The following is a 24,716-nucleotide window of genomic DNA, read 5'->3' as shown; positions in this document are numbered from 1 at the left end:
CGCTTGAGCATCGTCCCTCCTGACCAAAGGGCGGTTGCAGGTGGTTGGTACGAAGACGGCAGGCCGTCAGCCGGATGGCTGTGCACGGGCATGGAGCAGCCGGGCCTACGGTGACGCGCTGCGGTTGGGGCAGGGGCGGCTTTCGTTGCGGGATAGGGACGGGTGGCTGCTGCCGTTGGAGGTGTGGCGCTGGTGCGCGCCGGCCGATACCTGTGACCTGGCGGTTCTGCGGCGCTGTGCGGGGCCGGTGCTGGATATCGGCTGCGGTGCTGGAAGGCTGGTTGAGGCGTTGACCCTGCTCGGGCAGCAGGTGCTGGGCATTGACATCTGTCCTACCGCGGTGGAATCGACAGCGTGTCGTGGTGGCGACGCTTTGTGCTGTTCGGTCTTCGAGCCGCTCCCGGATGAGGGCCGCTGGGAGAGCGCGCTGCTGCTCGACGGCAACATCGGTATCGGCGGGGATCCGGCCCGTCTCCTGCAACGGGTCCGCCAGCTCGTACACGGGAAGGGCCTACTCGTGGTGGAGACCGACGCCGAGGACGTCGACGGTCGCCACCTGGTGCGCCTTCACGACGGCCGTCGCATACACGCCGCGCGTTTCGCGTGGGCAACCGTGGGCCAGGCCGCCCTGCACCAGCACGCGAAGTCCTCCGGCTGGTCTGTCGCGGACCGGTGGATCACCGGCGGCGGCCGTCACTTCGCCGCGCTGCGACCCCGCTGACCCCAACCGGCGAGCCACAGTCGGGCCAGCAGACACAGCGCGGACAGTGCGAAGAGTGCTGCCGTGATCAGCAGCCATCTCGGGAAGAAGCCGGTGGCGGAAAGCCCCGTCGAGGCGGTGAAGTGATCGACCTGGCTGAGGACCAGGGGCCACCACGCCAGGAGCAGAAGCCCGGAGAGAAACGCGGGGACCCGTACGTAGTTGACGCACCCCGAGCTTGATCGCCGCGCTGCGTCTGAGCGGTCGGGGAGGAGGAGTTGCAGGGCGCGGTCGGTGAGCGAGTACAGGGGCAGCAGGAGCAGGTCGTGGAGCAGCGCCGCCCCGACGAACCACATGACGACACCCCAGGTGTCGCCCTTGAGTAGGCGCAGCCCTGCGTACAGGGCGAGTGCGAAGGAGCAAGCGACGAGCAGCAGGTGCAGAGGGGGTGCCCCGTAGCGGGCGCGGAAGGTGGTCATGCGGGCTCTCCGAAGGTCAGGCGGGTGACCCATTTGGTGTTGTGGACTCCGGGTGCCGCGGGGACGATGACCCGGGCGGGGTAGCCGTGGTCGGGCGAGAGCGGTGCGCCGTTGACGCCCAGGGCGAGGAGCGAGCGCCGGTCGCGGATCTGGTTGTCGCGCAGGACGGCGGAGCTGAATGATCCGCCGCGTTGCGCCGACTGGACGAGGACCTGGGGCGGGTTGTCCCCGATGCCGACCAGGGCAGCGAGGTCGATGAGCCGGACACCGGTCCACAGCTGGTTTTGTGTGGACCAGCCTTCCACGCAGGCGATCGGCAGCGCCGATTCGTGCTGGGGCATGGCCAGGATCTGTTCACGGGTCAGGAGGACCTGGCGGGTTCCGTTGCGTACGGTCAGCCGCCAGGCCGGGCCGATGTCACCGGCCCGGATACCGACGGAGGCGGCGGTCTTGTTGATCTGGAAGCCGTTCGGCCCGGAGCCGGGTTCCTGTCCGTGCGGTGCGAGCAGCGCGGTCTTGCGCCACCAGCCGCCCAGACTCTGTCCCACCGTCACCACGAGCAGTACGACGGAACCCGCTGCCACCATGCCCACCGCGCCCCGCCGCGAGACCGTCGGTGCAGCGGGCGCGGGCGCCATCAGGCCACTGCTGTCCACCAGCTCGACCGCAACCCCGCCGCCGGCTTGCGGCATTTCCTCCGCCTGCCGGCCGGCCCGTACCGCGCGCAGTGCGCGCCCGAGGCGGAAGGTGGCATGGACGACGAACGCGCCGATGAACACCCAGGCGCCGTAGAAGTGCAGGACGTAGAACGAGCCGGGGAAAATGTAGTGCAGCTGGATGTTCAGGATCCCGGTCACGAACTCGAACCCGGCCCCGCCCACCAGCAGCAGAAGCGAGAATCGCTCGATGCCGTGGCTGACGGAACGCACCGGTGGCCACTCGAACAGCTTGGGGATGACCGACCACAACTTGCCGAGCAGCACCGGGATCAGCACGATCCCCAGCGTGACATGTACCCCCTGGGTCAGGCGGTACAGCCAGTACGGCGACGTCGGCCACGAGAAGAGGTAGAACCCCAGTAGCCCCTTGTCCCGGGTCTGATCATTGACCGGCGCAAGATCCGGGTTGTAGGCGGCGTAGGACACCAGCCCCGTCACGAACACGATGCTCACCCCGAACAGCAGGACCAGGCCGAACACCGCGGTCAGCCACGGACCCCGGATCGGGCTGCGCCAAAACGCAGGCCGGGCCGGGCCCGGCGGCGGCCCCGAAGCAAGCAGCGGCTGTAGACGTCCCAGCAGGCCGACACGTGCCGCCGTCGGCGTTCCGGGTGGCTTACGGACCGGCAGGCGCACGCCGCCCGGGCCCGCAGACTGGCTGCCCGTAGGGCTCCTCGGCGCCGGCCGGGCGGGCTCTGGTGGCATTCGCGGAGGCTGATCGCTGTCTGACGGCGGAGCGTCTGGTGGCCTGACTGCCGCCTGCTCCCTCGCCTCTGGACGCATCGGCGCGGGAGGCTCCGGGTTCTCAGGCAGCCTTCCGGGCTCGGCCTTCGGGTCACCGTCGCTGGCATCCATGCAGCTCCTCAGCGGATTGCTCGGCGCCCACCGGACGCACGTCACCTGAGGAGAACGTGCCGCACATCTTTGGCCCTGCGAGGCAAGCCACACCGTGGGGCACCCGGGCGGGCGAGCATCCCGCCCGACACCGGCGATCTTTCTGCCAGGCGTCACCTCCTCTCATCGCGGACCTCGTCTCAGCGGGCGTGCCCCGGCCGGTGACCACACCTTCTGGCCATAGGGGCGACGGCAACGCTGACTCGTCGTGCCGCTGGGCCTTCGCCGTGAAGCGCCCGGCCATGACGCTGGGGCTCACAGGAGCGTGGCCACCCGGTCGTGGTAGGCGCGGCCCGCTGCCGTGTCGCGGTAGGGCCCCAGGCGGCGTTCGAAGGCGCGGATGTATTCCACGGCTCGTACCGACCGCATCTCGGCCGCCTGGTGCGCCGCCTGCGTGGCCAGGGCGCAGGCGTGGTCCAGTTCTCCCAGGCTGAGGCGGGCGGTGGCGAGGACCATCCGGCACAGGAGGCGGCTTCGTGCGTATCCCGGGGCCCGCAGGTGCAGGGAACGTTCCGCGTGCTGGGCGCAGGCGCGGTACTGGTGAAGATCCCGGTGGCAGTGCGCGAACTCGCCCGCGAGCTGGCCCTCGTCGTAGAAGCGTGCCCAGTGCGGCACCTCGTCCCCTGGCCGCACCATGCTCAGTGCGCGCTCCGCCCGTACGAGCGAAGCCGTGCAGGCCCTGGCTTCGCCGCACGCCGCGTGCCCACGGGCTTCGGCGGAGTGCAGCATGGCCTGGACAACGGGCGGGGCGCCGGCGCCGACGCCCTGCTGGGCCACCCGCGCCAGCTGTACTGCCTCGCGGCCGTGGCCCAGGTAGACGGCCTGACTGCTCATGGTGACCAGGACGTAGCAACCGTATACCCGGTCGCCGGCCGCTTGTGTGAAGCGCAGGGCCTGAACGAAGTACCGCTGGGCGAGGCCGTGGGCGGCCATGTCGTACGCGGTCCAGCCCGCCAGGCGGGTCAGATCGGCCGCGGCGGCGAACAGCCTCCTGCCCGTCGCCTCGCTGTAGGCGCCCCGCAGCATGGGCTCGACCTCATCGGTCAGATAGCTCACGAGCGCCCGCCGTGCGTGCCCACCCCCATAGGTCTGGTCGAGGGCGTGGAAGAGTTCACCGGCCGAGCGCAGCGCCGCGATGTCCCCTCCGGAGACCTGTCGGCCTGCTCCCCGGCCGGTCTGCCTCTGTGGGGGGACGGCAGTGCTGCTCTGAACGGGCAGGTGCCCTCTTGCCAGTGCGGCCGGGTCGGGGCGGCCCACGGGCTCGTTGGCCCGGCCGATCAGCCAGTCCCGGCTGGGCACCACAAGCCCGGCGGGGTTGAAACCGATCTTCCCGAGCGCGGGGTTGCCACCCGAGTCGGCGCGCCACAGGCCGCTCGCGATATCGAGGGCCTGCTCCGGCGTTTCCGCGAACTCCAGGCCCGCATACTCGGGGGCACACACATCGAAGCCCACAGCCCGGGTCGACACGCTCCGGCCCAGGCGCCCGGTGAACACCTCCACGATCAGGGCGGGGGTGGCCCCGCGCGGCTGCTGTCCACGCAGCCACCGGGCGACTGAGGTCTTGTCGTACCTCAGATCCAGACCGTGCTCGCGGCCAAGCTGAGTGACCCGGCGAGCGAGCTCGGCGTTGGAGAATCCCGCCTCCCCGATCAGCCTCGCGAGAAGCCGGTTGACCACACGCTCCGGAGGTCCTTCGGCCATCAGCTCCACAGTCTCCTGCCTTTGGGACTGGCATCCCAGCCAGCCCTGTGAACGCTGCGAATGTAGCGGCCGACTCTCCACCCAGTGCGCCCTTTGCCCGGGGTTCATCCCATCGTGCGAACGAGGGACCGCTCCACGGAGATGGCCGAGCAACCGACAAGGGCCTGGTGTCATCGTGCTCCCCTACGGGTACAACCCACGCGGCGCCGGCGGTGGAGGGGCGGGCTCATGGCTCACATGGTGACGGAAGCCGAGCGGGCTGCCCAGCGCCGCATGGTCGGTGTCGTGCGGATCTCCGGTGTCCTGTCGGGTGGCGGGCTGGCCGTGTGGCGCCAGGACGCCACCGGAGAGTGGAAGGCGTCCGCGGCGGAACTGTCGCAGGACCTGGACCTGCTGGGGGTGCCGCACGAGACCGTGACGGCCTTCAGGCCACCCCGGGCCCGCGAACCGCACCGCCGCAAGGGCTGCGAGGTACGGATTCTGTTCGCCGAGCTTGGCAGACTGGTGCGGTGGGTGCCTTCGCTCCAGCAGCCGATCGACGAACTCCCAGCCGGGACACCGGGCTTCACGTTCACCTGTTTCGAGCCCAGGCGATCGGGGATGGCGACGGTGCTGCTGTCCTGCTTCGCCGCCGAATGGCCGACGTGGACGGTCAGGCAAGCCGGTTCGATGGGTCTGCTCTGTGCCCGCTGTGGCTTCGACCTGCGCACACGCGGGGCAGGACAACGCCTCGCCTACAACATCCCGGAGCGCCCGGAACTTTGCCGTCTGGTGTGCGGGACCTGTTGCCAGGATGGGCTTCCCGAGATGGAGCGGCTCGCCGGTGCGGGGGAGCCCGCGTGAACCGGTCAAATCCCACGGCGCCGCCGCCGGCACCCTGCTGCGCAGCCTGGACATCCTCGGCCAGTCAAGTGGCCAAAGACGTGTACGCCCGTCTGTGCCGCCGCACATCCTCACGCCGTCCATGTTCGGCGGTCCCGACGGATGTCGAGGGTGGCGCAGTGGAAGGAGCCACCCAGGGCCTGGACGTTACGGAAGGGGGACGGCAGGGGTGTGAAGCCGAGTGAGGTCAGCAGGGTCTGGAGTTTCTCGTCCTCGGCTTCCACGAGGACGTGCCGGTCATCGACGACGAGGAGGTTGATGCTCACCCACGCGCTCGTCATGTACCGTGGCGGGGGTCCGGCGTTCGGTTCGGGCCGTGGCGCGGGCACCAGTTCCCACCCCTCCAGCGGAGTGCCGCGCATCGCCTCCGGGGCGATGCGGTCCGGGTTGTAGAGGGCGAGCCCCTCACGCAGTGGGCACAGCGTTGCGTCGATGTGCATGGCGTGGGGATCGTCAGGTTGCAGCAGGTGCACCCGAATGTCGGGTCCGAGGCGTGCACGCAGGTGGTCGACGCCGGAGCGATTGGTGACGTGGCTGAGCTGGCCCACGACGGTGCGGGGCCCCAGACGGAGGAAGTCGGCGGCGTCCCAGGCGGGTCTGCCTTCACCGATCACCCATCGTGACCCGGGTTCGCGCCCTCCGGTCTCGATGAGGTCCATGCCGAGGTCGACGTCGGCCGGCAGCCAGCGTGCGCCTGCCTGCCGCCACTGCTGGATCAACGTCCAGTAGGCGAGCAGCTCGTGCTGCCGGCTGCGCCAGGCCATGGGCGCTTCGATGACGCGGTCGCCCATCACGAGCAGGCTGTCCCGGGGCATGGTCGCGCAGTACCCGCCCAGTCCCTCCCAGGGCACGCGCTGCGGGCGGTGGACGCGGCAGCCCATCGACTCCAGCAGTTCCGCCAGCGCCTGGAGTTCCTGCTCCGCCGCTTCGGTGATCCATACCGGGAACGGGTGCCCGGGCCGGAACTCGTCCCAGTGCTCGACCGGCATGGTGGCCTCGATCATGCGCCGGTCCTCGTCGGGGAACATCGCCCCGAACGCCGTACCGACCACTACCTCCCGCAGCGCACTCCACTCGTCGCACGCGTCCACCACCGCCACAGGCACTCCTTGTCCGCTCAGCCCCTGCGAAGGACCGTACGCAGGCACCGGATGCGGCAGGTCAGGACACGCCGCGGCAGTGGAGCCTGACCGCGAAGGAGGACGGCATAGCGCCGTCCCCGGATCCGTGGCGACACGGGGGTGTTGTCACAGGAATTGTGCTGACGGGGGCAGGACCTGGGTGACGCGCCACAGGCATCGGGGCAGATCGCCTTCCTCGAAGGGCTCGACCTCCTCCAGCCTCCAGCCGTCGGCGAGCGCGTCGACCAGGTAGCGGGGGAAGAAGTGCACGGCGAACCCGCCGCGCTCGTAGATGTCGTCGCCGTGGGCGATGCCGGTGCCGTAGTGGGCGTCGCCGGTGTGCCGGACGGTGTAGACGAAGATGCCGCCCGGCCGCAGCACCCGGCGCACCTCGTTCACCAGTCTGCGGATCTCCTGAGTGGACAGGGCCATGCACAGCAGCATGTGCGCGAAGACCGCGTCCACACAGTCGTCCGGGAGCGGGAGGGGCTCACGCACATCGTGGACGGCTGTGGTGACCCGCTCGGCGACGCCCTGCTCCTGGGCTGCCTTCTCCAGCTGCTCCAAGCCGGTCGCGCTGAAGTCGGTGGCCAGGACGGTGAACCCCGCACCGGCGAAGTGGAGAGCGTCGCGGCCGTGGCCGGCGCCGAGTTCCAGTACGTCCTTCGCCCCAGCCGCCCGGAAGACCGCCGAGGCATGGAGCGCGGGGGCGGAGGGCCCTCCGCCGTACATGCCGGGATGAGCGGTGTAGGTGCTCTGCCAGTGGCTCCGCTGCGCGTCCGCCAAATCCTGATCGCTGTCCTTCATGGACCGTGTTTCCCTTCGTGTCCCGGGCCGGTTCCGGTGTCACTACAGGTCTGGCCGGGGGTGCCGGTCAGTGCCTGCCGCAGTTGCTCGGGGCTGGGGAGACCGGAGAGGCCGTCGGGTGTCCGGTATACCCGGCACGCAAGCCCCGCCGGACGGCCGGGCTCGGCGAACGGATCGTGCCCGTCGATGAGGAAGGTCGGAGAACCGGTGAAGCCGGTTTTCTCTGCCTGTTCCTGATCGGTGATCACGTGCGTGGTGACCTCGACGCCGTCCAGACCGAGCTCGGCGAGCACCTGGTGCACCCGGGCGGCGGCGGGCCCGGCGTGGGGACAGTGCGGTACGACCAGGAGCTCGACGTTCATGTCTCCAGGATCGCGCACATCGGGCCCGGCGGACGCCGTCTACTGCCGGCCCAGAGCTTCCACCGTCTCGGCAGAGGTGTCTCGCAAGCCCCAGGTGCGCGTCCTCGAGCGTGGTAGGGGACGTGGTCGAGGAGTCCGGCAACGCGGTCGTCGCAGAGGGCACAGGAAGAGGCGCGGACGGCCGGTGCTGGATGGAGCGGGCGCAGCGCACCCGTGCGCGACGCGGAGGCGAGCCGACCACGCCGCCAGGAGGTCTGGCCGGAGCGGCCCTGCCGATCAGATCAGCCCGGAGGGGGTCCGTCGGCCGGTGGTGCGTTCGGGGTCGTGGATGAAGAAGACGCCGACGAGGGGGACGTCACGCATCCCGTCGGGGGTGTCGACGCGTACACCGCCGGCACCGTCGAGACGCAGCGTGTGGCCGCTGACGCTGCGCAGGGTTTCGCCGCCCGCCCCGTCCCGGGAGATGACACCGCAGGTGAGGGGCCGGTCGGCTTCGGCATGTTGGCCCAGGGCGCTGCGCACGAGGAGGCGGCCGGAGGCGTCCCAGGTGGCGGGGCTGGTCCAGGTGCAGCGGCTGACGGTGTCAGAGAAGATCTGGCGGCGTCCGCTGCCGTCCTGGGCGTCACCGATCCAGATCAGTCGCATCTGCCCGGGCAGCGTGCTGGTCGTCTCGAACATGCCGCCACCATCCCACGTCCCGCGCGCGGTGGGCCGCTCACGCGCCGGACTCGCCGGGCCTGGGTCCCGCTGCGTCCCCACGGAGCGAGAGCGAGTGGTGTGTGGGACGGCCCGCCTCGGGACTTCGAGAGCCGATCTTGCGTCGCAGTGCCGATGCCGCGTGACGGAAGGCAGAACCCCAAGTCAGAACCCCAAGCCATCCTTGACAGGATCCACTGTTCCGGCTGCCAAAGGTGGACTCCGTTTGCGCCAGCTGCGGGACTCAAAGGCACGAGGAACGCCCGACCTCGGCGACACCCGCTGAGAGACTCCCGAAGAAGGGCAAGGGCGCCGAATCCCGCGGGCTCGTTGGCTCACGCGCAGGGGAAGGTGCGGTCGGCGGCGTCGGCCTCCGCAGGTCGCGGCCGCTGGTTCCTGTCTGCTCGGCTGCCCAAGGCGGAGGCTGCCGCCCGCGCGACGCGGGAGGAGGATGAGATGAGGGCCGAGACGGGCGAACGAGGGCTGGATTGTCGGATCTCAGGCTCCGCCGCAGCGGGTGAAGGAGGTCCGGTCATGGTCGCGTCCGAGGCGTTCCGGGCCGAGCCAGGCCCGGTGGGGGTGGTTCCGTCCGAGCCCGGCGGTCTGCTGGATGTGCTGAGTGTGGCCGCGGTGGTGCTGGACGCCGAGGGGCGGATCGCGTTGTGGAGCCCCCAGGCCCAGAAGCTGTTCGGCTGGTCCGCCAAGGAGGCGCTGGGCAGGTACGCGGCCGAGCTGCTGGTCGCCGAGGAGTACGTCGACCTGGTCCTGGAGCTGTTTGCCAAGGTCATGGCCGGTGGCGGTGCCTGGGCCGGGGTGTTCCCGGTGCGGCACAAGGACGGCTCCACGAGGCTGGTGGAGTTCCGCAACATGCGGCTGCTGGACGAGCGCGGAGGCGTGTACGCCCTGGGGATCGCCTGCGACGAGGCCGTGCTGCGCGGTGTGGAGCGCGACCTGGCGCTGTCGGTGCGGCTGGTGGCGCAGTCCCCGCTCGGGCTCGCCGTACTGGACACTGACCTGCGCTATGTCCTGGTCAACCCGACGCTGGAGCGGATCAACGGCCTGGCCGCGGAGAAGCATCTGGGCCGTACCGTCCGTGAGGCACTTCCGTTCCTGGACACGGACGTGATCGAAGCCTCGATGCGCCAGGTCCTGGACACCGGCGTACCGCTGCTGGACCAGTTTGCCGTCGGACGCACCCCCGCCGACCCGGACCACGACCATGCCTGGTCGGGCTCGTACTACCGGCTGGAGGACCCAGGAGGGCGGGTGATCGGTGTCGCCCTGTCGGTGGTGGACGTCACCGAAAGCCACCGCGCGGCCACCGAGGCTGCTGAGGCCCGTCGGCGTCTGGACCTCATTGCCCAGGCGTCGGTCACTGTCGGCACCACCCTGAACCTGGAGCGAACGGCCCGCGAACTCGCCAGCCTCGTCGTGGCCGACCTGGCCGACATCGCCTCGGTGGACGTCCTCGACTCGGTCCTGGAAGGCGGCGTGACCGCGATGCCCGGCCCCGTCTCCGGCCAAGCCCTCTTCAGGGCCCTGGCGGTAGCGGCGGCCTACGAGACGGACGCCGTCCACGCTGCCGATCCGGTGGGGGAGCGCACCACCTATCCCGTCGAGCGCCTGGTCACACGCTGTGTGAGCACCGGTCGTCCCGTCCTGGTGGCGCACGTCACCCGCCGGGATCTGGCGCACATCGCGTGCGACGAGGCGGCCGCGGATCTCCTGGCCCACGAGGGCGTGCACTCCTACCTGGCCGTGCCCCTGACCGCCCGCGGACAGGTCCTCGGGGTGCTGGGCCTCCTGCGCACCCGCAGCCCGCTCCCCTTCAACCAGGACGACGTCGCCCTGGCCGGCGAGCTGGCAACCCGTGCCGCGATCGCCATCGACAACGCCCGCTGGTACCAGCACGCCGCGGACACCGCCCTCACCCTCCAGCGCCACCTCCTGCCGCACCCCCCACCCCAGGCCACCGGCCTCCAGATCGCCTACCGCTACCAGCCCGCAGCCGTGGCCAGCGGGATCGGCGGCGACTGGTTCGACGCCGTCCCCCAGGCCCGTGACAAGACCGCCCTCGTCGTCGGCGACGTCATGGGTCACGGTGTGCACGCCGCCGCCACGATGGGACAGCTGCGCACGGCCACCCGCACCCTCGCCGAGCTCGGCCTCGACCCGGCGCGGGTCCTGCGCCACCTCGACCACATCACCGCTGGACTGGACCAGACCATCGCGACCTGCGTATATGCCGCCTGGGACCCGCACCGCTCCCACTGCCGCCTCGCCCTCGCAGGCCACCCGCCACCCGTCTTCGTACGGTCAGGACAGGCCCCCGAACTGCTCGATCTGCCCGCCGGTGTGCCGCTCGGCGCAGGCGGGCTCGGCGGCTCCCCCTTCCGGACCACGGTCCTGGACCTGGTCCCCGGAGACCAGCTGGTCCTGTACACCGATGGCCTTGTCGAAACCCGCGACGAGGCCCTTGACGACCGCCTCGACCTCCTCCTCAGCCTCCTCACCGATCCCTGCCTCCCCCTGGAGGCGACCTGCGACCGGCTCCTGGCTGCACTGCGCCGTCCCGATGCCGCCGACGACGTCGCCCTCGTCATCGCCCAGGTGCGAGCCCACCCGCCCGCAGACGAGGCGCGCGCAATTACGGGTTCAACGCGACGAGCCGTCCCCGGCAATGCCGGGTTGGGTTGATCAGGTGTGGAGGCGGCTGTTGGGGCCGTCCTGGTCGCCCGCGCTCTCGTCGTTGAACCAGTAGTCGCCGGCGGCCAGGTGCCGGAAGGAGTGCGTAGTCTCGCTCGGCAGTTCGACAGTGACCGCCCGCTTCCCGTCCTTGCGCGGGCGCAGGGTGTGAGTGCCGGGTGCCAGTCGTTGAAGTCGCCCACCACGCTCACCGGGCCGGGGGGCCTATCCGTGGGAAGAACGAACGTGACCTCGGTGCGGTCCTTACGAAGCTTGCGCTCCAACATTCGAAGGATCCTGCCGGTTGGAGAAGGGGTGTGCGGCCAATCGTCCCGCCGCATGGCGCACCTGGAGTTCGTTCAGCGTTCGAGGACTGGTTGCGTTCAGGCTTGCGACATGCTTAGGCGATGCTGTTGTACGTACGTCACGACGTCGCTTGTGACGGAGGAGCCCGAGCCTTCGTCCACGACGAGCTCGCGCCCCCACAGGCTGAGGCCGGGCACACTGAGGGGCTGTTCCCACCCGCCGGCTGGGGTGCGTCCCAGGAAGGCGCGGCGTACCCGGTCGGCCAGCCATTCGGCTTGGTCGGTGCGGGCGGCGACGATCGTCACCTGGTAGGTGAGGTGGGCGTCCTCGGAGGCGTCGGAGAACGGCGCGCCGTCGACGGGGCCGCCCAGCGGGTAGAGGACGCTGTACGGGAGCGGCGCCGGTTTGCCGTCCACCAGCGGAAGCCCCCCGACTCCGCAGGGCCGACCGGTCGCCGCGGCCAGCATGGTGCGCACGGCGGGCGTCAGGGGGGCGCGGTCGATCACTCGGCGTACCGGGTGAAGTAGGCGGCGGCCGGTCCCTCGATGCTGAGGACGCCGTACCGGCACAGCCCGAGCGCGTCCCACTCGCTGAGGCCCGGTGTGGTGATGACCGACAGGGAGCGTTCGCCGTCCACGTCCAGGACCTCGGCAACGACGATGGCACGGGACAGGATGCCCCGCTCGTGCCCGCCCAGGACTTCGGTCAGCACCGTCTCTACGTCGGCGGCCAGATCGTTCACAGGGCACGCTCCACCGCAGCACCCAGGATTCGAGCTACGACCGGACCGGATGCTTCGACAGCGGGCCCGACGTGAGGGAACGGGGGCTGCGCGTACCGGCGGCCGAGGCTGTCCGTACCGACGAACCCATACTCCAGCCTCCGCGCCTGCGGAGCACCTGAGCCGATCTGCGCGACGAACACGGCGCCGGCCGCAGTCACCTCGGACTGCCACGAAGCCCTGTACCGGCCGGTGATCACCCTCGGGCCCGGACGGCCGGACGCGCGCTGCCGGATCGACGCCACCAGCAGAGCCGCACTCACGCGGGCCGCAGCCTCCGACTCCGACCGCAGAGCCAGCCCCTTCTCATCGAAGAGGGCCGCGAGCGCCGCCGGATGGTTGAACGAACCCTTCCCCCGGCTCACTGGGCGCCCCGGTTGCGCTGCTCCAGCCACACGGTCCGCAGCACCGGGAACGACGACACCTCGCCCAGCGTGGTCACCTCGTACGTACGGCCCTCGGCCTGCTGGTCACGAGCCTCGACCACCAGCACCACGTCGTGGTCCTCCAGCTCCGGCGCCGACAGAGGCAGCAGCAGCTTGTACCCGGCCCGGATCTCCTCGACCCACGCCCCGTCCCGGCCCCGGCTGCGGATCTTCTCCTGCTGCGGATACAACCCGGCGTTCCCGTCGTGGACCACCAGCGGCGGCCCGTCGATCAGCTGCCCGGTCTCCGGGTCGAGGACCTGCTGACCGACATCACGCGTCACCTTCACCGTGTCCGGCATCAGGTACCGCTCCGCGAAGCGGGCGATCCCAGCCTGATCAAGCACGATGCGCCCACTCCCGCAGCTGCGCCAGGACTCCGCGGGTCAGCTCACCAGGCCGGCCATCGAGGTCATCGCGGTTCAGCACAGCCTCGTCGAGCTTCTGGGAGTCCACGGCGTCGAGGAAGCCGATCACGACGTGCCTCAGGTCGGACGGCTCGGCCATCACCTCGGCCAGCCCGTCGAAGCCGAAGCCCTCCCAGCCCGGAGCCAGATACAGCGTGATCTCGGGACCCTCGTCCACGGTCTGCGTGATCCGGTAGGCCTCCACAGCCCCCGCCACGTCCTGCCCATCGACCTCGATGACGGCCGACTCATCAGGACGGGCAGCTATTCGGACACGGCGGGGCTCATCGAAAACGCTCATGATTTGGAGCGTAGGTGTGCGAACGGGGCGCCCGCGGTCCCCTCTCCGGGCGGTCTCGCTGACCTCGTGGACCGTCCCGCTGGCTGCCGTAGCGTGAGGCACGTCCATTAACCAAAGCTGGCTGCTGTGCTTATCGGACCCGAGCGTCCCGCCCCTCTTCTGGGGGGGGGCGGGACGCCGCCGTTTCACCCCGGAGGGGCGTGGAGGCCCTGCCCGTTTCCTCTTCTGCCCGTTATGCCGTCGCGCCGGACCGGGCGGCGTCCAGGATGCGGTGGGCCCCCGCATCGGCGAGCTCCGCTGCAAGGGCTTTGCCCAGGGCTTCGGGATCGTCTGCGGGGCCTGTCCGACGACAGGCCAGCTGCTGCTTTCCATCCAGGGACGTGACTTGCCCCAGCAGAGTGAGAGATCCGTCGGGCAGAACTTCGGAGGCGGCGCCGATCGGCACGGTGCACCCTCCGTGGAGTTCCGAGAGCATCGCGCGTTCCGCCCGCACCTGCGCGTCGACGCCGAGATCACCAACAGCCCCCAGCAGTTCCCGGAGTGTCCCGTCGGTCTCGCGGACCTGGATGCCGAGGGCGCCCTGGCCGGGGCTCGGCGGGCAAGTCTCCAACGGGAGGAGCTCCGTGATCTCGTGGCCTAGCCCCAGCCGGTGCAGACCAGCAGCCGCCAGCACCACCGCGTCGAGCTTCATCGAGTCACGCAGCCGCAGCCGCGGGGGAACGTTGCCCCGGATGGGGATGACGGCCACGTCCGGGCGCAGAGCCTGGAGTTGCCCTCTACGTCGCACGGACCCGGTACCGACGCGGGCGCCGGCCGGGAGTCCAGCGAGCGTCGCGCCGCACAGCGCATCCCGGACGTCCTCGCGTGGTGGAGGCGGGAGGAGGACGGTGCCAGTTGCGAGGGTGGTGGGGACGTCTTTCAAGGAGTGGACGACGAAGTCCACGTCGCCGAGGACAAGGGCCCGCTCCTGGCTGGAGCTGAAGGCGGAGCCGCCTGACCGTTCGGACACCTGGTGCAGCGGCGAGGTCCTGTCGCGGTCGCCGTCTTCTCGGATCTCACGCCGGATGAAGCTGGCATCCGGAAAGCGGTCACGCAGAAGGGCGAGGTAGCCGCTCACCTGGGCTCTCGCTAGGGCGCTTGCGCGCGACCCCACCACGTATGTCGCCACGTCCACCAACTCCTTCATTCGGATTGGAGGCTCACAGGCTATGAGGGGCGGAGTTGTGCCTATGCAGACAGACGGTCGGGAAGGCCTGGCTACGGCGTTTCCTGACAGTCAGCGGTTCGTTGATCCGAGAGCGTGTGAACGGCACGCATTTCCCCATCAGCCCGTCGGCGGAGCGCAGTGCTGGCGCCGAGACATCCATGGATGGAGTTGCATCGTGAGCACCGGCGTCAGCATCGACGAGCAGGTACTGAACGACTACAAGAAGCTCACTACGAGGAAGATCAACTACCAGCTGTGTCGAATCTCGGACGACTACACGCAGATCATCGTTGACAAGAGCGGTAGGACGGACAGCTACGCGGAGTTCGTCGCGATGCTGCCCGAGAGCGACCCCAGGTATGCGATCCACGACTACGAGTTCACCACCAGCGACGGTAGGAAGGCCAGCAAGATCGTGCTGTTCAGCTGGCTGCCCGATAGCGCCCCGATCAAGTCCAAGATGATCTTCGCCTCCAGTAAGAGCACCCTCAGGGCAACCCTGGACACCATCGCGGTCGAGATCCAGGCAACCGACCACAGCGACCTGGAAGTCGAAGAGGTGAACGCCCGCGTCGTCCGTTAGCGTCGGGGACGGCTGAGCAAAGGCACCGTCAATAGGGTCTCGGCCGTCCCTGAAGCTGGATCGTCCGGTGCCGTCTGGGTGCTGAGTTGGGCGAGGCGCCGTTCGATAGCGGTCACGTTCGCTGAGTGGTCGATCGTCGCTACCCCGTTCACGGTCACCCGCAGAGGCTCGGCGAGCAGCGCGGCGATCCGTGCGTGAAGCACCTCGTCGGCAACAGCCCGCGCCGAGCCGAGGCGTTCGTACCGTTGGGCCAGGTCGACCGGATCGGTGTCGGGGCCGAGCTGCGCTGTCAGCCAGTGAAGGACATCGGTGTGCACGAAGCTCCTGTTCGTACGGAGGAGGCGGGGAGGAGCGGTGTGCTCCTCCCCGCCGGTGGTCAGGCTTAGGCTGCGCCCTTACGGGCGGGCTTCGCCTTCGGTGGCTCGCCGTTCTCCCAGCAGCTCGGGTTGGTGATCTGCTCGGCGATGTCCGGGTCCGTGACCTCGGTGCCAGCGGTCAGCACGAGCGGTACGCGCTCCACCGGGTCCAGGACGTGCACGGTCGCGGTCAGGACGCCAAGGGCGTGGACGGCCGCGCTCACAGGACGGTCGCCGTGATGTGGCAGTCCGGTGCGGCCAGCACCGGCATAGCGACGGCGGCGCCCTTCGTCCAAATCTGTACGGGGTCGTCCTGCGCACCGCGGGTGATGATGATGCCCGGGGCCTCCTCCCGTTCGATCTGCGCGCCGGTGCCCCGGGACAGGGCCAGGGACTCGGCGGTCGTGCCGTACTGGGTCTGTCCCCACTTGGCCCGATCCGGCGGAAGCAGAATCCACTTGTCCTCGGGCAGCACACGCTTGGACACGTCGTCCTGCCAGACCTGCGCCTTGTAGAGGGTGATCGGCGGAAGCCCGTACGTGCCACGGACGCTGTTGACCTGCTCGGGGGTCAGGACCGACGTCGGGGTCTGCGCGCCGGACGGGGTGCCGTGGTACGCGGCCCGGTAGGAGCCGTTCCCCGCGAGGTGCGACCACGCCCTGCGGGAAGTGAGGACCATCTCCGGGGCCGGGGCGCCGATCGAGTCGAGATAGTCGATCCAGCGCAGCTCGTCAGCGAGCGGGTCGGACGTCGGATCGCTCCAGGGCTTGGGCGCGGTCGGCATGTTCGCCGCCGGGACTCCGTAGTCGACTTCGACGGTCAGCCCGTTCTCGCCGGCGAGGGAGAACTTGCCGTCGAGGAGCACGTCACCGGCGGCCAGCTCCAGGCGGGAGCGAATCGCTTCGACATGCCGTTCGACATCGTCGTAGAGCAGCTCGACAAGCCGGTCTTCGTCGGCGCCGCGCGCCGCGTCCAGGAGGAGCTGTTCCATCTCGCCGACCAGGAGCTTCTGGCCGAGCGCGGGCAGGGTGCCCTCGGTCTGCGTGGCTTCGGCCTGGCGCTTCGCGAACGGGACGCTGGTGTCGTACGCCCGGTAGGAGGCGGTGTTGACGCGGCGCTTGGAGTTTCGGATACGCCACTTCACGTCCTGGACCTGCGTCTCCGCGAACACGGTCTGCGTCAGGAGGAAGTCGCCCGGGTTGGGGATCGAGCGCGCGTACACGGTGAGGTCCGCGACGGACACGCCCTTGAGGAGGTCGCTGATGCTCATCAGCTCACCGCCAGGAAGCGGAGCTGCGCGCCCGCCGGGTTCGCGGCGATCTTCGACGGATCAATGCCGCCGGGGATCTTCGCCGTCTTCACCGTGCCGTGCCAGAGCAGGGCGGCCGGGACCTTCACGGTGCCCGGGGTGAACGCGGCCTCCGCGTAGACGAGGCCGGCGAGAACCTGGCGGCCGTCGGTGGCCGCCGGGTCGTAGGCGCCGTACAGGCCGGATGCGGTGATCCGGCCGACGGGCACCCCGGACCGCACGAAGCCGTGCGGGGCCGTGGCGGTCGGCTCGGAGTAGTGGGTGCTCTTGGTGAGCTTGGCCAGGTCGAGGGTGATCGTCTCGGTGGAGTCGGTGCCGTGGCGGGAGGCGAGCCAGTCCCGGTCAGCGGTCACGGTCACAGAGGTCGTGTACGGCTGTATCAAGCCGCTGTCTCCTGTAGTGCTGGAGGCGACACGCACACACCGGAGTTGGTGGAGCGGTCCACGAGGAGAGAGCGGGGCGTGGTCCCCGCGGCGGGCAGCTGTCGCTGCGCGCGGGCTACGAAGCCGGGGGCAGGATGCCGCGGCGCCGTGCCATCGCGAGACCGGCAGAGCCGGGCTTGCTGGTCTGGCCACCCGGGCGGGGCGGAGGCACGGAGGCGGGAGATCCGCCCGGCGCCGGCGGGATCGCGTCGGGGTTCTTGGGACTGGTGGTGAACAGCTCGGGGCGCCGGTTGCGGAGGTCGCTCGCGGCCTGGGCCACAGCGGTGTCGTCCGCGTCGTCCGGGACGCGCAGCAGGGCCACGGCGTCGTTGAGGTCTTCGCCCGTCGCACCGAGTCCGGCCAGGGTGGCCCGGCGTGAGGCGTCCCGCTCGCGGGTGCTCGCTGCTGCCTCGCGCTGGATGGCGGCCGCTTCGCGGGCATCGAGGTCCTGCTCGCGGCGCTGGGCTTCGGTGAGCTGCGCCTGTTCGGCTTCGCGCTGCTGGGTGATGAACTGCTCCAGCTCGCTGGCCGAGGTGAAGCCCAGCTTCTCGACGAGTGCGCGGGCGCCGGATCGCTGCCCCTGGTCCTTCTCGCGGGCCATCAGCTGCTGAAGCTGCTGCTGGTCGAAGGACACCTTCACCGCGGCGTTGGACGGGTCTTCGGAGGAGGCACCGAGGATCGGGAAGACGGGGCGGCCGTCGCGGCGGTAGCCGAGGACGGCACCGGGATTGGGCATGGTGCGGGACATCAGGACGTGCAGCTCCTCGACGTCCCCGCGCCATCAGCGAGTCTACGGATGCCAGCGTGACGCCCTGCGGCTTCCTCGATACCCCTCACCTGGGATGATCAACACGACTATCCAGGTGGGGGGCATCGTGGAAGAGATCGACGGCGTATCGATCGAGAAGTCGACGGCGGTCGACCGGCGGCCGAAGAAGGCGTGGTTGGCCGCCGGGGCCGTAGCGGTCCTGGTGGTGGGTGGGGGCCTGTGGCTGTGGCAGCCGTGGGCGGACCGCACACCGTTCACCGCGTATACGGCCGCCCTGCAAGAGGCCGAGTACACCGTCCCCGGGTCCTCACCCGGGTCCTGCGTACGGACGGCTGCATCCGAGGAAGAACACGTCATCTTCGACGAAGACGGTAAGCAGCTCGCGGCCGGGCGGGACCCGAGGGAAGGCCGAGTGCTGGGGCCGGAGTTCGGTGAGTTCGCAGGCGACTGCCTGTTCGTCTCCCGCATCGACAACGTTCCCGGCGGGAAGGGGACCTACGTGACGCAGTGGGGCGGAGGCACCAAGCAGGAGGTCTCCGAAGAGGATATGCGCGAGTCGGCGGAGGCCCAGACGGAGCGGTTCAAGACGAAGCGGAAGTCGGACTTCAAGACCCCTCCGGAGAGCTAGAGTCCTCCTCGTCGTCCCCCGGCTGGGCCGATTGGGATCCGGCTGGTGCCGTCTTCTCCCGCCGTACGGTGATCCGATCCACCTCCTCGCGGGCGTCCTCGATCGGGTAGCCGGCGTCCTGCAACATCCGTACGCCGGTCTCCAGGCTCAGCACACTGGCTCCGACACCGCGCACCACCTCGTCCAGGACGGCACTGCGGTCCGTAGGCGTGTGCGGGCCGAAGGCCAGGCGCACCGGCAGGTTTTCACCGGCGGGCCAGCCCTCCGCCTGTCCGGCCTGGTGGAGCCTCTGCACCATCTTGAACAGCAGCCCGTACTTGTGCGCGCGGGCCAGGCGCATCGCGTCGACCAAGGAGTCCAGCGGGCCCAGGGACAGCTGGAGGGCGTACCCGCTGGGGACGTCGGAAGGGTCGACCGTGCCCAGGCTGACGGCGGGGAGACGCGCGTTGACGGCCGCCCTCTCCCGGATCTCTTCCACGCGGGCCCGGAGCTCCGCCAGCTGCCCGGAGGTGTCCAGGACGTCCATGCGCCCGCCGTCGGCCAACTGGAAGATGGTGCCCGGCTCCACCGACAACGGGCGGGGCCTGCCCGTGACCCGGTCCACCTCGGCGCGCGCGCCGGCCAGACCGATGATCGGGGCGCCGGTCGTCGCCGAAGCGCGCGCCGAGTCGGTGTCGGTCTCTGCAAGTTCGTCCAGCACCTGCATTACGGGGGCGAGCGACGACTGCCCGAAGTGCTCGCCGTCGGCCACGGTGTTGCTGATGTGGATGATCGGCAGGAAGTCCAAGCGCAGGTCGAGACGGTGCAGGACCTCTCCGTCCGAGCGGGTCCGGAACCGGGCCTTGTCCAAGGGCAGGTCATCGAGGCTCTGTCCGTGGCGCAGGTCATCGAGGTTCCACTCCGCGTCGGTGAGGAAGCAGGTGGTGCTGGAGGGCCGGTCCGCCCACGGGTAGGTCCGCTCGATGATCCCGCTGTCCGCACGGAACACGTCACCGGTCTCCAGCAGCCACCCGCCCGCCCCATCGGCGACCAGGTCACGGCCGGTCCGCCCGGCGTCCGGTGGCGTGCTGCGCGTCGCCGCCGTGATCGGCCCCAGCTCGTAGGTGATGCGCCGGATCCGCGCCTTCACCCCGTGCTCGGCGTCCTCGGGTATCTCCCAGGCCAGATGGACCCGCCGCGGGTAGTCGCCCGGATCCGCGTCCTCATCCAGCACAGGGAAGTAGAACCCGGGGTCGAAGGTCCGCAGCCGCACCCTCCCCTTGTCCGGGTCCCAGGCCAGCAGGTACACCGCGTCCCCGAGCAGCACCGCCTTGCGCTCAGCGGCCTGCATCCGCAGCGGCAGCAGCTCCTTCTCCGCCCAGCCACGCAACAGCAGCTGCACGGCGGCCGCGGCCTGCGCCTGCGGGTCGGGCTCATCGGTCCCGGCGTGCTCGGCGCCCGCGACCACGATCTGCTGCGACTTGCCGAGGAGGTGCGCGAGCGCGGTATCGACGAAGACAGCGGCGTCTCCGAACTCGCGGCGCTCGGCGCCAGCCTCGTTGCCGGTGAGGACGGCCAGCTCCCCAGCCTGATTCGCGTCGTATGCCGCGAGGATCTTGTACGCGGCCAGTCGGCGCAGAGCATCCCGGGGAACCCATGTCGCCTGCACCTGAGGTGCGAGGGACCGATGAGGGTGGCCGCCGCTGGCGGCCGTCATCATCGGCTTGTAGTTCAGCCACGACCAGGCGTCGGACACGAACGTGCGCAGGCCCACAGGAGAAGTCCCCCAACGGCCCCGCGCCGACTCACAGCCTATGCGAGGCAACCGTGCGCCAGCGGGCAGAGCGTTCGTGGCTGTTGCGGGGGCCTCGCCGACGGGGGTGGCGGCGAGGCCCACGCAGAACGGTACTGCTCGCGCTCGCCAGCGGGACGCAGAATCGTTGAATTGCAGAAGTCTGCAATTTCATAGATGCTGTGGGTGCTGTGTTCGTAGGTAGCCGCGTGCACAGCGCCAGGCGTTCGCCCCGCTGCTCGGGGTGGTGAGAAGGGTGCGAGACCGTGCCGGTTCCGCTGTATCAGGCCAAGGCCGAGTTCTTCCGGATGCTCGGGCACCCGGTGCGGATAAGGGTTCTGGAGCTGCTGCAGGACGGGCCGATGCCGGTACGGGACCTGCTGGCCGCGATCGAGGTCGAGCCCTCCGCTCTCTCGCAGCAGCTCGCGGTCCTGCGCCGCTCGGGGATCGTCACCTCGACCCGTGACGGCTCGACCGTTGTGTATGAGCTGGCGGGCGGGGACGTCGCGCAGCTGATGCGGGCGGCGCGGCGGATCCTGACCGAGGTCCTGGCGGGTCAGCGGGAGCTGTTGGAGGAGCTGCGCGAGTCCGAGGTCCCGGCCTCGTGACCATGACCACCGCACTGACCTCCGTGCTCGGCCGGGTCCGTTCCGTGCTGCCCGCGCGGGCCGACTTCGCGGTCATGGCCCGTAGCCCTCGCCGGGATCTGCTGGCCGGTCTCACGGTGGCGATCGTCGCTCTGCCGCTCGCGCTCGGCTTCGGTGTCTCCTCCGGGCTGGGCGCCGAGGCGGGGCTGGCCACCGCCGTGGTGGCCGGCGCGCTCGCCGCCCTGTTCGGCGGGTCCAACCTCCAGGTGTCCGGGCCGACGGGTGCGATGACCGTGGTTCTGGTGCCGATCGTCGCCCAGTACGGGCCCGGCGGCGTCCTGACTGTCGGGCTGATGGCCGGTGTCCTGCTGATCGGCCTCGCGCTGCTGCGGGCCGGGCAGTACATGCGCTACGTACCGGCGCCGGTGGTGGAGGGGTTCACGCTCGGGATCGCGTGCGTGATCGGCCTCCAGCAGATACCCAACGCACTCGGGGTCGACAAGCCACAGGGCGAGAAGGTCCTGCTGGTGGCCTGGCGGGCTCTCGTGCAGTTCGCGGCTTTCCCGAACTGGACCGCGATCGGCCTCTCCGTAGGTGTGGCCGCGGTCATGCTGGCCGGTGCCCGGTGGAAGCCGACGATCCCCTTCTCCATCGTCGCCGTGATTGCAGCGACCGTGATCGCACAGGTCTTCCACCTGAGCGCGGCGGCCCCGATCGGGAACCTGCCCTCCGGGCTCCCCGCCCCCTCCCTCGCCTTCCTCGACCTTTCCGCCCTCGGCTCGCTGCTTGCCCCCGCGGTCGCCGTGGCCGCCTTGGCCGCGCTCGAGTCTCTGCTGTCGGCGACGGTCGCGGACGGTATGACGGTCGGGCAGCGGCACGACCCGGACAAGGAGTTGTTCGGGCAGGGCATCGCGAACCTGGCTGCCCCGCTCTTCGGTGGCGTGCCGGCAACCGCCGCGATTGCCCGTACCGCCGTCAACGTCCGCACCGGTGCCAGCTCCCGCCTCGCCGCGCTCACTCACGCCGCGGTGCTCGCGCTGATCGTGTTCGCCGCAGCCCCTCTCGTCTCCAAGATCCCGCTCGCCGCCCTGGCCGGTGTGCTGCTGGCGACGGCGATCCGCATGGTCGAGGTCGGATCCCTGCGGGCGATGGCGAAAGCGACCCGCTCGGACGCAGTCGTCCTCGTTCTCACCGCAGCCGCCACCCTGGTTCTCGACCTCGTCTACGCGGTGATCATCGGTCTCGTCGTCGCCGGAGCCCTCGCGCTGAAGGCGGTGGCGAGTCAGGCACGGATGGAGCAGGTCGACTTCCGCCCGGACTTGCCCGGCGAGCACAGCGACGAGGAGCACGCCCTGCTCGCGGAGCACATCGTCGCCTACCGCATCGACGGCCCCCTCTTCTTCGCCGGCGCCCACCGCTTCCTCCTGGAACTCTCCGAGGTCGCCGATGTGAAGGTGGTCATCCTGCGTATGGCGAGGGTGACCACCCTGGATGCCACCGGCGCCCTCGTCCTCAAAGACGCGGTGGAAAAGTTGAACCGGCGCGGCATCGCCGTCCTCACCTCCGGCATCCGGCCTGGCCAACGCCAGGCCCTGAACGCCGTCGGCGCCCTGGACCTGCTGCGTCTGGAGGGCCGCGAGTACGCCACCACCCCGGAGGCGATTGCGGGGGCCCGCAAGTACCTGGAGCAGGCGGGCCTGCTGCCGCTCAAGCACCGACCGCACCGCATCCGGAAGGCTGCCCGATGACCGTCCCCGCCGACCGCCGCATGATCGAGGTCTCCGGCACCGAGGCCCTGTGGCTCCTCGAAGGCTCCGCCCAGGGCCGACTCGTCTACATTCAGCGGGAGCTGGCTGTCGTCCGCCCCGCCGCACACGTGATGGAGTACGGGCGCCTCGTCGTCCGCTCGCCCGTCCAGGCGGCCGCCATCCCCGGGCGCGCGCTGCTGGCCTACCAGGTTGACGAGATCCGCACCCCGGCCGGAACCGGCTGGACGGTGAGCGCGCACGGCCCGGCCGATGTCATCGCCGACCCGGACGAGGCTGCCCACTACCGGCGCACCCTGCCCGGCTGGGCGCACGGCCCCCACGACACCCTGTTGCGGCTTCACCCGCAGCAGGTGTCCGGGTTCCGCCTGGCCCGCACGGTTTCGGAGGCGGGCCGATGAGTGTCCGGGTCGAGACGATGCCCTACCGGCACGTGCTGGACGTACCCGCCATGGGCTCGGCCGTGCGCATCGCCCGCGAGACCACTGAACTCGTCCTGGTGGAGTGCGGAGTAGGGCTTCGCCATCCGAGTGTGGGTCCGGCGCTGCTGATCCTGGCCGAGCTGGTCACCAACGCCGTCCGCCACGCAGCCGTCCTGTCCCCGACCATCACGGTCACCTACGCGCACGGGCCGGGTGCGTTCGCGTTCGCCGTCCACGACCGCCACCCCTACCAGCCCCCACTGTTCGGGGCGCTCGGCACAGCCCCGGGCAGCGGCCTGGCCATGGTGGTCGCGATGACGATGGAGCTGGGTGGCACGGCCCTTGTAAGGCCGGACGCGGACGGGCGCGGCAAGGCCATCTGGATCACCCTTCCCCTGTGATGAGCGAGCCGAGGAGCTGACGATGACGATCGAATGGCGCTACACCACCCGCCAGGACCTGGGTGTGCTGTCCCTGGCCGGGTATCTCGGCGCGGACGCGACCGACCGGTTCGCCGGCGCGATCGGCTGGGCGCTGGCCCGGGGCGCCGGTCCGGTCATCCTGGATTTGACGGGGCTGCTGGGCTGGTCGGCCGGCGGGCAGATCGCCGTCGCCCAGGCCGCTCGCCGCCTCGCCGAAAGCGGGCGCCGACTCGAGCTCGCGGCGATACCCGCGGACGGCTCGCTGGTCCCCGACGCCACGTGCCCGCCCGTCGCCGTCCACTGCGACCTCGCCGCCGCGCTGGCCGCCCACGGAGCCCACGGGACGGTCAAGCAGTGGGCCACCGATGACTGGCCCACCCAACAGTCCCCCGAGGAACCCGCCCTTACCTGAGACCAGCACCACCATCCACGAGAACGACGAAGGACACCTGCACCATGAGCGACATCATCGTCAAGGACTCCAACGGCACCCCGCTGGAGGACGGCGACTCGGTCACCCTGATCAAGGACCTGAAGGTCAAGGGCACCTCCGAGACCCTCAAGCGCGGAACCCTGGTCAAGAACATCCGCCTCACCTCCCGGCCCGGCGAGGTCGAGTGCAACACGAAGCAGGTCAAGGGCCTGGTCCTGAAGACCGAGTTCCTCAAGAAGGCCTGACCGGCAAAGGACCCGCTCTCGGGGTCCGAACGTCACGAAGGTGACCCGCCGGGTCCCAGGAGTTGCAGGGATCTGCAATTGTGGAGGTCACAAGGTGTGGAGAGGGGCGAACGGATGCCCCTGTGAAGGAACGGTTCCGGGTGGATGAGATGGGCAGTCGAAGCAGGGGTACCCAGGTGAGCACGCCGCTGTACCAGCTGAAGGCGGAGTTCTTCAAAACGCTGGGGCACCCGGTCCGCATCCGAGTCCTGGAACTCCTGTCCGTACGCGAACACGCGGTCGCCGAGATGCTGCCCGAGGTCGGGGTCGAGGCCGCGAGCCTCTCACAGCAGCTCGCCGTCCTGCGCAAGGCCAACCTGGTGATCACCCGCCGCGAAGGCTCCAACGTGTACTACAGCCTCACCCACCCCCAGATCGCCGAACTCCTGAAGGTCGCCCGCGGCATCCTCTCCGGCGTCCTTCAAGGACAGGCCGAACTCCTCGCCGACCTCCAGGCCACCAGCCACACCTAGGCCACGCCGACGGTGCCG

30 protein-coding genes are annotated in these 24,716 nt (G+C 70.1%); 12 read left to right on the top strand and 18 right to left on the bottom strand.

Annotated features, from left to right (window positions below; all coding sequences use genetic code 11):
* Positions 1–40: 40 nt before the first annotated feature.
* Entirely contained in the window at positions 41–721 is a 681-nt protein-coding gene (locus tag AC3IYI_RS17210) for a methyltransferase domain-containing protein (protein WP_489411008.1), read from the top strand.
* Here the strand turns inward: AC3IYI_RS17210 and AC3IYI_RS17205 are convergent.
* From AC3IYI_RS17205 to AC3IYI_RS17195, 3 genes are all read right to left on the bottom strand, one after another.
* Entirely contained in the window at positions 694–1,179 is a 486-nt protein-coding gene (locus AC3IYI_RS17205; RefSeq protein WP_489411007.1) for a hypothetical protein, read from the bottom strand. The genes AC3IYI_RS17210 and AC3IYI_RS17205 overlap by 28 nt on opposite strands.
* On the bottom strand, positions 1,176–2,378 hold the full coding sequence (locus AC3IYI_RS17200) for a molybdopterin-dependent oxidoreductase (protein ID WP_489411006.1): 1,203 nt from the start codon (positions 2,376–2,378) through the stop codon (positions 1,176–1,178). The genes AC3IYI_RS17205 and AC3IYI_RS17200 overlap by 4 nt, the downstream gene beginning before the upstream one ends.
* 669 nt (positions 2,379–3,047) lie before the next feature.
* A complete protein-coding gene (locus AC3IYI_RS17195; RefSeq protein ID WP_489411005.1) occupies positions 3,048–4,493 on the bottom strand; it encodes an NsdA family TPR-like regulatory protein in 1,446 nt (481 codons plus the stop codon).
* 228 nt (positions 4,494–4,721) lie between these two features.
* Here AC3IYI_RS17195 and AC3IYI_RS17190 point away from each other — a divergent pair, with 228 nt between their 5' ends.
* Positions 4,722–5,336 carry a hypothetical protein gene (locus AC3IYI_RS17190; protein WP_489411004.1) on the top strand — a complete coding sequence of 205 codons (615 nt, stop codon included), beginning with the start codon at positions 4,722–4,724 and terminating at the stop codon, positions 5,334–5,336.
* 110 nt (positions 5,337–5,446) lie between these two features.
* Here AC3IYI_RS17190 and AC3IYI_RS17185 read toward each other — a convergent pair whose 3' ends face one another.
* The 4 genes from AC3IYI_RS17185 to AC3IYI_RS17170 form a co-directional block, all read right to left on the bottom strand.
* Positions 5,447–6,475 carry an amidinotransferase gene (locus AC3IYI_RS17185; RefSeq protein WP_489411003.1) on the bottom strand — a complete coding sequence of 343 codons (1,029 nt, stop codon included), beginning with the start codon at positions 6,473–6,475 and terminating at the stop codon, positions 5,447–5,449.
* A 147-nt stretch (positions 6,476–6,622) separates the two neighbouring features.
* Positions 6,623–7,303, bottom strand: a complete 681-nt coding sequence (locus AC3IYI_RS17180) for a class I SAM-dependent methyltransferase (protein WP_489411002.1) — start codon at positions 7,301–7,303, stop codon at positions 6,623–6,625.
* Positions 7,300–7,665, bottom strand: coding sequence for a DF family (seleno)protein (locus AC3IYI_RS17175; protein ID WP_489411001.1), 366 nt, complete (start codon positions 7,663–7,665; stop codon positions 7,300–7,302). The genes AC3IYI_RS17180 and AC3IYI_RS17175 overlap by 4 nt, the downstream gene beginning before the upstream one ends.
* A 276-nt stretch (positions 7,666–7,941) precedes the next feature.
* Complete coding sequence (locus tag AC3IYI_RS17170) at positions 7,942–8,343, bottom strand: hypothetical protein (RefSeq protein ID WP_489411000.1); 402 nt, start codon at positions 8,341–8,343, stop codon at positions 7,942–7,944.
* A 552-nt stretch (positions 8,344–8,895) separates the two neighbouring features.
* Here AC3IYI_RS17170 and AC3IYI_RS17165 point away from each other — a divergent pair.
* The gene (locus AC3IYI_RS17165) at positions 8,896–11,058 is read left to right on the top strand and encodes a SpoIIE family protein phosphatase (RefSeq protein WP_489410999.1); all 2,163 of its coding nucleotides are present in this window, start codon (positions 8,896–8,898) and stop codon (positions 11,056–11,058) included.
* A 371-nt stretch (positions 11,059–11,429) separates the two neighbouring features.
* Here the strand turns inward: AC3IYI_RS17165 and AC3IYI_RS17160 are convergent, their stop codons facing one another.
* From AC3IYI_RS17160 to hemC, 5 genes are all read right to left on the bottom strand, one after another.
* On the bottom strand, positions 11,430–11,858 hold the full coding sequence (locus AC3IYI_RS17160; protein ID WP_489410998.1) for a hypothetical protein: 429 nt from the start codon (positions 11,856–11,858) through the stop codon (positions 11,430–11,432).
* Positions 11,855–12,094 (bottom strand): hypothetical protein, encoded by a 240-nt coding sequence (locus AC3IYI_RS17155; protein ID WP_489410997.1) that lies wholly within the window; start codon positions 12,092–12,094, stop codon positions 11,855–11,857. The genes AC3IYI_RS17160 and AC3IYI_RS17155 overlap by 4 nt, the downstream gene beginning before the upstream one ends.
* A gap of 400 nt (positions 12,095–12,494) precedes the next feature.
* Positions 12,495–12,905: a DUF6093 family protein gene (locus AC3IYI_RS17150; RefSeq protein ID WP_489410996.1), complete on the bottom strand. Its 411-nt coding sequence runs from the start codon at positions 12,903–12,905 to the stop codon at positions 12,495–12,497.
* A complete protein-coding gene (locus AC3IYI_RS17145) occupies positions 12,898–13,266 on the bottom strand; it encodes a hypothetical protein (protein WP_489410995.1) in 369 nt (122 codons plus the stop codon). Before AC3IYI_RS17145 ends, AC3IYI_RS17150 begins: the two co-directional genes overlap by 8 nt.
* A 232-nt stretch (positions 13,267–13,498) precedes the next feature.
* On the bottom strand, positions 13,499–14,452 hold the full coding sequence (gene hemC, locus AC3IYI_RS17140) for a hydroxymethylbilane synthase (protein WP_489410994.1): 954 nt from the start codon (positions 14,450–14,452) through the stop codon (positions 13,499–13,501).
* A gap of 196 nt (positions 14,453–14,648) precedes the next feature.
* Between hemC and AC3IYI_RS17135 the strand changes: the two genes are divergently transcribed.
* Positions 14,649–15,056 carry an actin-binding ADF family protein gene (locus AC3IYI_RS17135; RefSeq protein WP_489410993.1) on the top strand — a complete coding sequence of 136 codons (408 nt, stop codon included), beginning with the start codon at positions 14,649–14,651 and terminating at the stop codon, positions 15,054–15,056.
* Here AC3IYI_RS17135 and AC3IYI_RS17130 read toward each other — a convergent pair.
* The 5 genes from AC3IYI_RS17130 to AC3IYI_RS17110 all read right to left on the bottom strand — a co-directional run bounded on the left by AC3IYI_RS17130 (position 15,053) and on the right by AC3IYI_RS17110 (position 17,891).
* On the bottom strand, positions 15,053–15,373 hold the full coding sequence (locus AC3IYI_RS17130) for a hypothetical protein (protein WP_489410992.1): 321 nt from the start codon (positions 15,371–15,373) through the stop codon (positions 15,053–15,055). The two genes, AC3IYI_RS17135 and AC3IYI_RS17130, sit on opposite strands and share 4 nt — an antisense overlap.
* Before the next feature lie 65 nt (positions 15,374–15,438).
* Complete coding sequence (locus tag AC3IYI_RS17125) at positions 15,439–15,636, bottom strand: hypothetical protein (protein ID WP_489410991.1); 198 nt, start codon at positions 15,634–15,636, stop codon at positions 15,439–15,441.
* On the bottom strand, positions 15,633–16,682 hold the full coding sequence (locus AC3IYI_RS17120) for a major capsid protein (RefSeq protein ID WP_254387877.1): 1,050 nt from the start codon (positions 16,680–16,682) through the stop codon (positions 15,633–15,635). The genes AC3IYI_RS17125 and AC3IYI_RS17120 overlap by 4 nt, the downstream gene beginning before the upstream one ends.
* On the bottom strand, positions 16,682–17,080 hold the full coding sequence (locus AC3IYI_RS17115) for a head decoration protein (RefSeq protein ID WP_254387876.1): 399 nt from the start codon (positions 17,078–17,080) through the stop codon (positions 16,682–16,684). The genes AC3IYI_RS17120 and AC3IYI_RS17115 overlap by 1 nt, the downstream gene beginning before the upstream one ends.
* A gap of 139 nt (positions 17,081–17,219) precedes the next feature.
* Positions 17,220–17,891, bottom strand: a complete 672-nt coding sequence (locus AC3IYI_RS17110) for a hypothetical protein (protein ID WP_489410990.1) — start codon at positions 17,889–17,891, stop codon at positions 17,220–17,222.
* A gap of 94 nt (positions 17,892–17,985) precedes the next feature.
* Here AC3IYI_RS17110 and AC3IYI_RS17105 point away from each other — a divergent pair, with 94 nt between their 5' ends.
* Entirely contained in the window at positions 17,986–18,540 is a 555-nt protein-coding gene (locus AC3IYI_RS17105; protein ID WP_489410989.1) for a hypothetical protein, read from the top strand.
* Here AC3IYI_RS17105 and AC3IYI_RS17100 read toward each other — a convergent pair.
* Positions 18,518–20,293 carry a hypothetical protein gene (locus AC3IYI_RS17100; protein WP_489410988.1) on the bottom strand — a complete coding sequence of 592 codons (1,776 nt, stop codon included), beginning with the start codon at positions 20,291–20,293 and terminating at the stop codon, positions 18,518–18,520. The two genes, AC3IYI_RS17105 and AC3IYI_RS17100, sit on opposite strands and share 23 nt — an antisense overlap.
* 284 nt (positions 20,294–20,577) lie before the next feature.
* Between AC3IYI_RS17100 and AC3IYI_RS17095 the strand changes: the two genes are divergently transcribed.
* From AC3IYI_RS17095 to AC3IYI_RS17065, 7 genes are all read left to right on the top strand, one after another.
* A complete protein-coding gene (locus AC3IYI_RS17095; RefSeq protein ID WP_489410987.1) occupies positions 20,578–20,919 on the top strand; it encodes an ArsR/SmtB family transcription factor in 342 nt (113 codons plus the stop codon).
* Between the two features lie 2 nt (positions 20,920–20,921).
* A complete protein-coding gene (locus tag AC3IYI_RS17090; RefSeq protein WP_489410986.1) occupies positions 20,922–22,646 on the top strand; it encodes a SulP family inorganic anion transporter in 1,725 nt (574 codons plus the stop codon).
* Positions 22,643–23,065, top strand: a complete 423-nt coding sequence (locus tag AC3IYI_RS17085) for a pyridoxamine 5'-phosphate oxidase family protein (protein ID WP_489410985.1) — start codon at positions 22,643–22,645, stop codon at positions 23,063–23,065. The genes AC3IYI_RS17090 and AC3IYI_RS17085 overlap by 4 nt, the downstream gene beginning before the upstream one ends.
* The gene (locus AC3IYI_RS17080; protein WP_330294811.1) at positions 23,062–23,487 is read left to right on the top strand and encodes an ATP-binding protein; all 426 of its coding nucleotides are present in this window, start codon (positions 23,062–23,064) and stop codon (positions 23,485–23,487) included. Before AC3IYI_RS17085 ends, AC3IYI_RS17080 begins: the two co-directional genes overlap by 4 nt.
* A 22-nt stretch (positions 23,488–23,509) precedes the next feature.
* Positions 23,510–23,920, top strand: coding sequence for an STAS domain-containing protein (locus AC3IYI_RS17075; RefSeq protein ID WP_489410984.1), 411 nt, complete (start codon positions 23,510–23,512; stop codon positions 23,918–23,920).
* Positions 23,921–23,964: 44 nt separating this feature from the next.
* Entirely contained in the window at positions 23,965–24,186 is a 222-nt protein-coding gene (locus AC3IYI_RS17070; RefSeq protein WP_489410983.1) for an alkylphosphonate utilization protein, read from the top strand.
* Positions 24,187–24,362: 176 nt separating this feature from the next.
* A complete protein-coding gene (locus AC3IYI_RS17065) occupies positions 24,363–24,698 on the top strand; it encodes an ArsR/SmtB family transcription factor (RefSeq protein WP_330294808.1) in 336 nt (111 codons plus the stop codon).
* The last annotated feature ends 18 nt before the right edge of the window (positions 24,699–24,716 follow it).

Source organism: Streptomyces sp. GL_148 (genome assembly GCF_057834205.1).
This window is presented reverse-complemented; position numbering and strand designations above follow the sequence as displayed.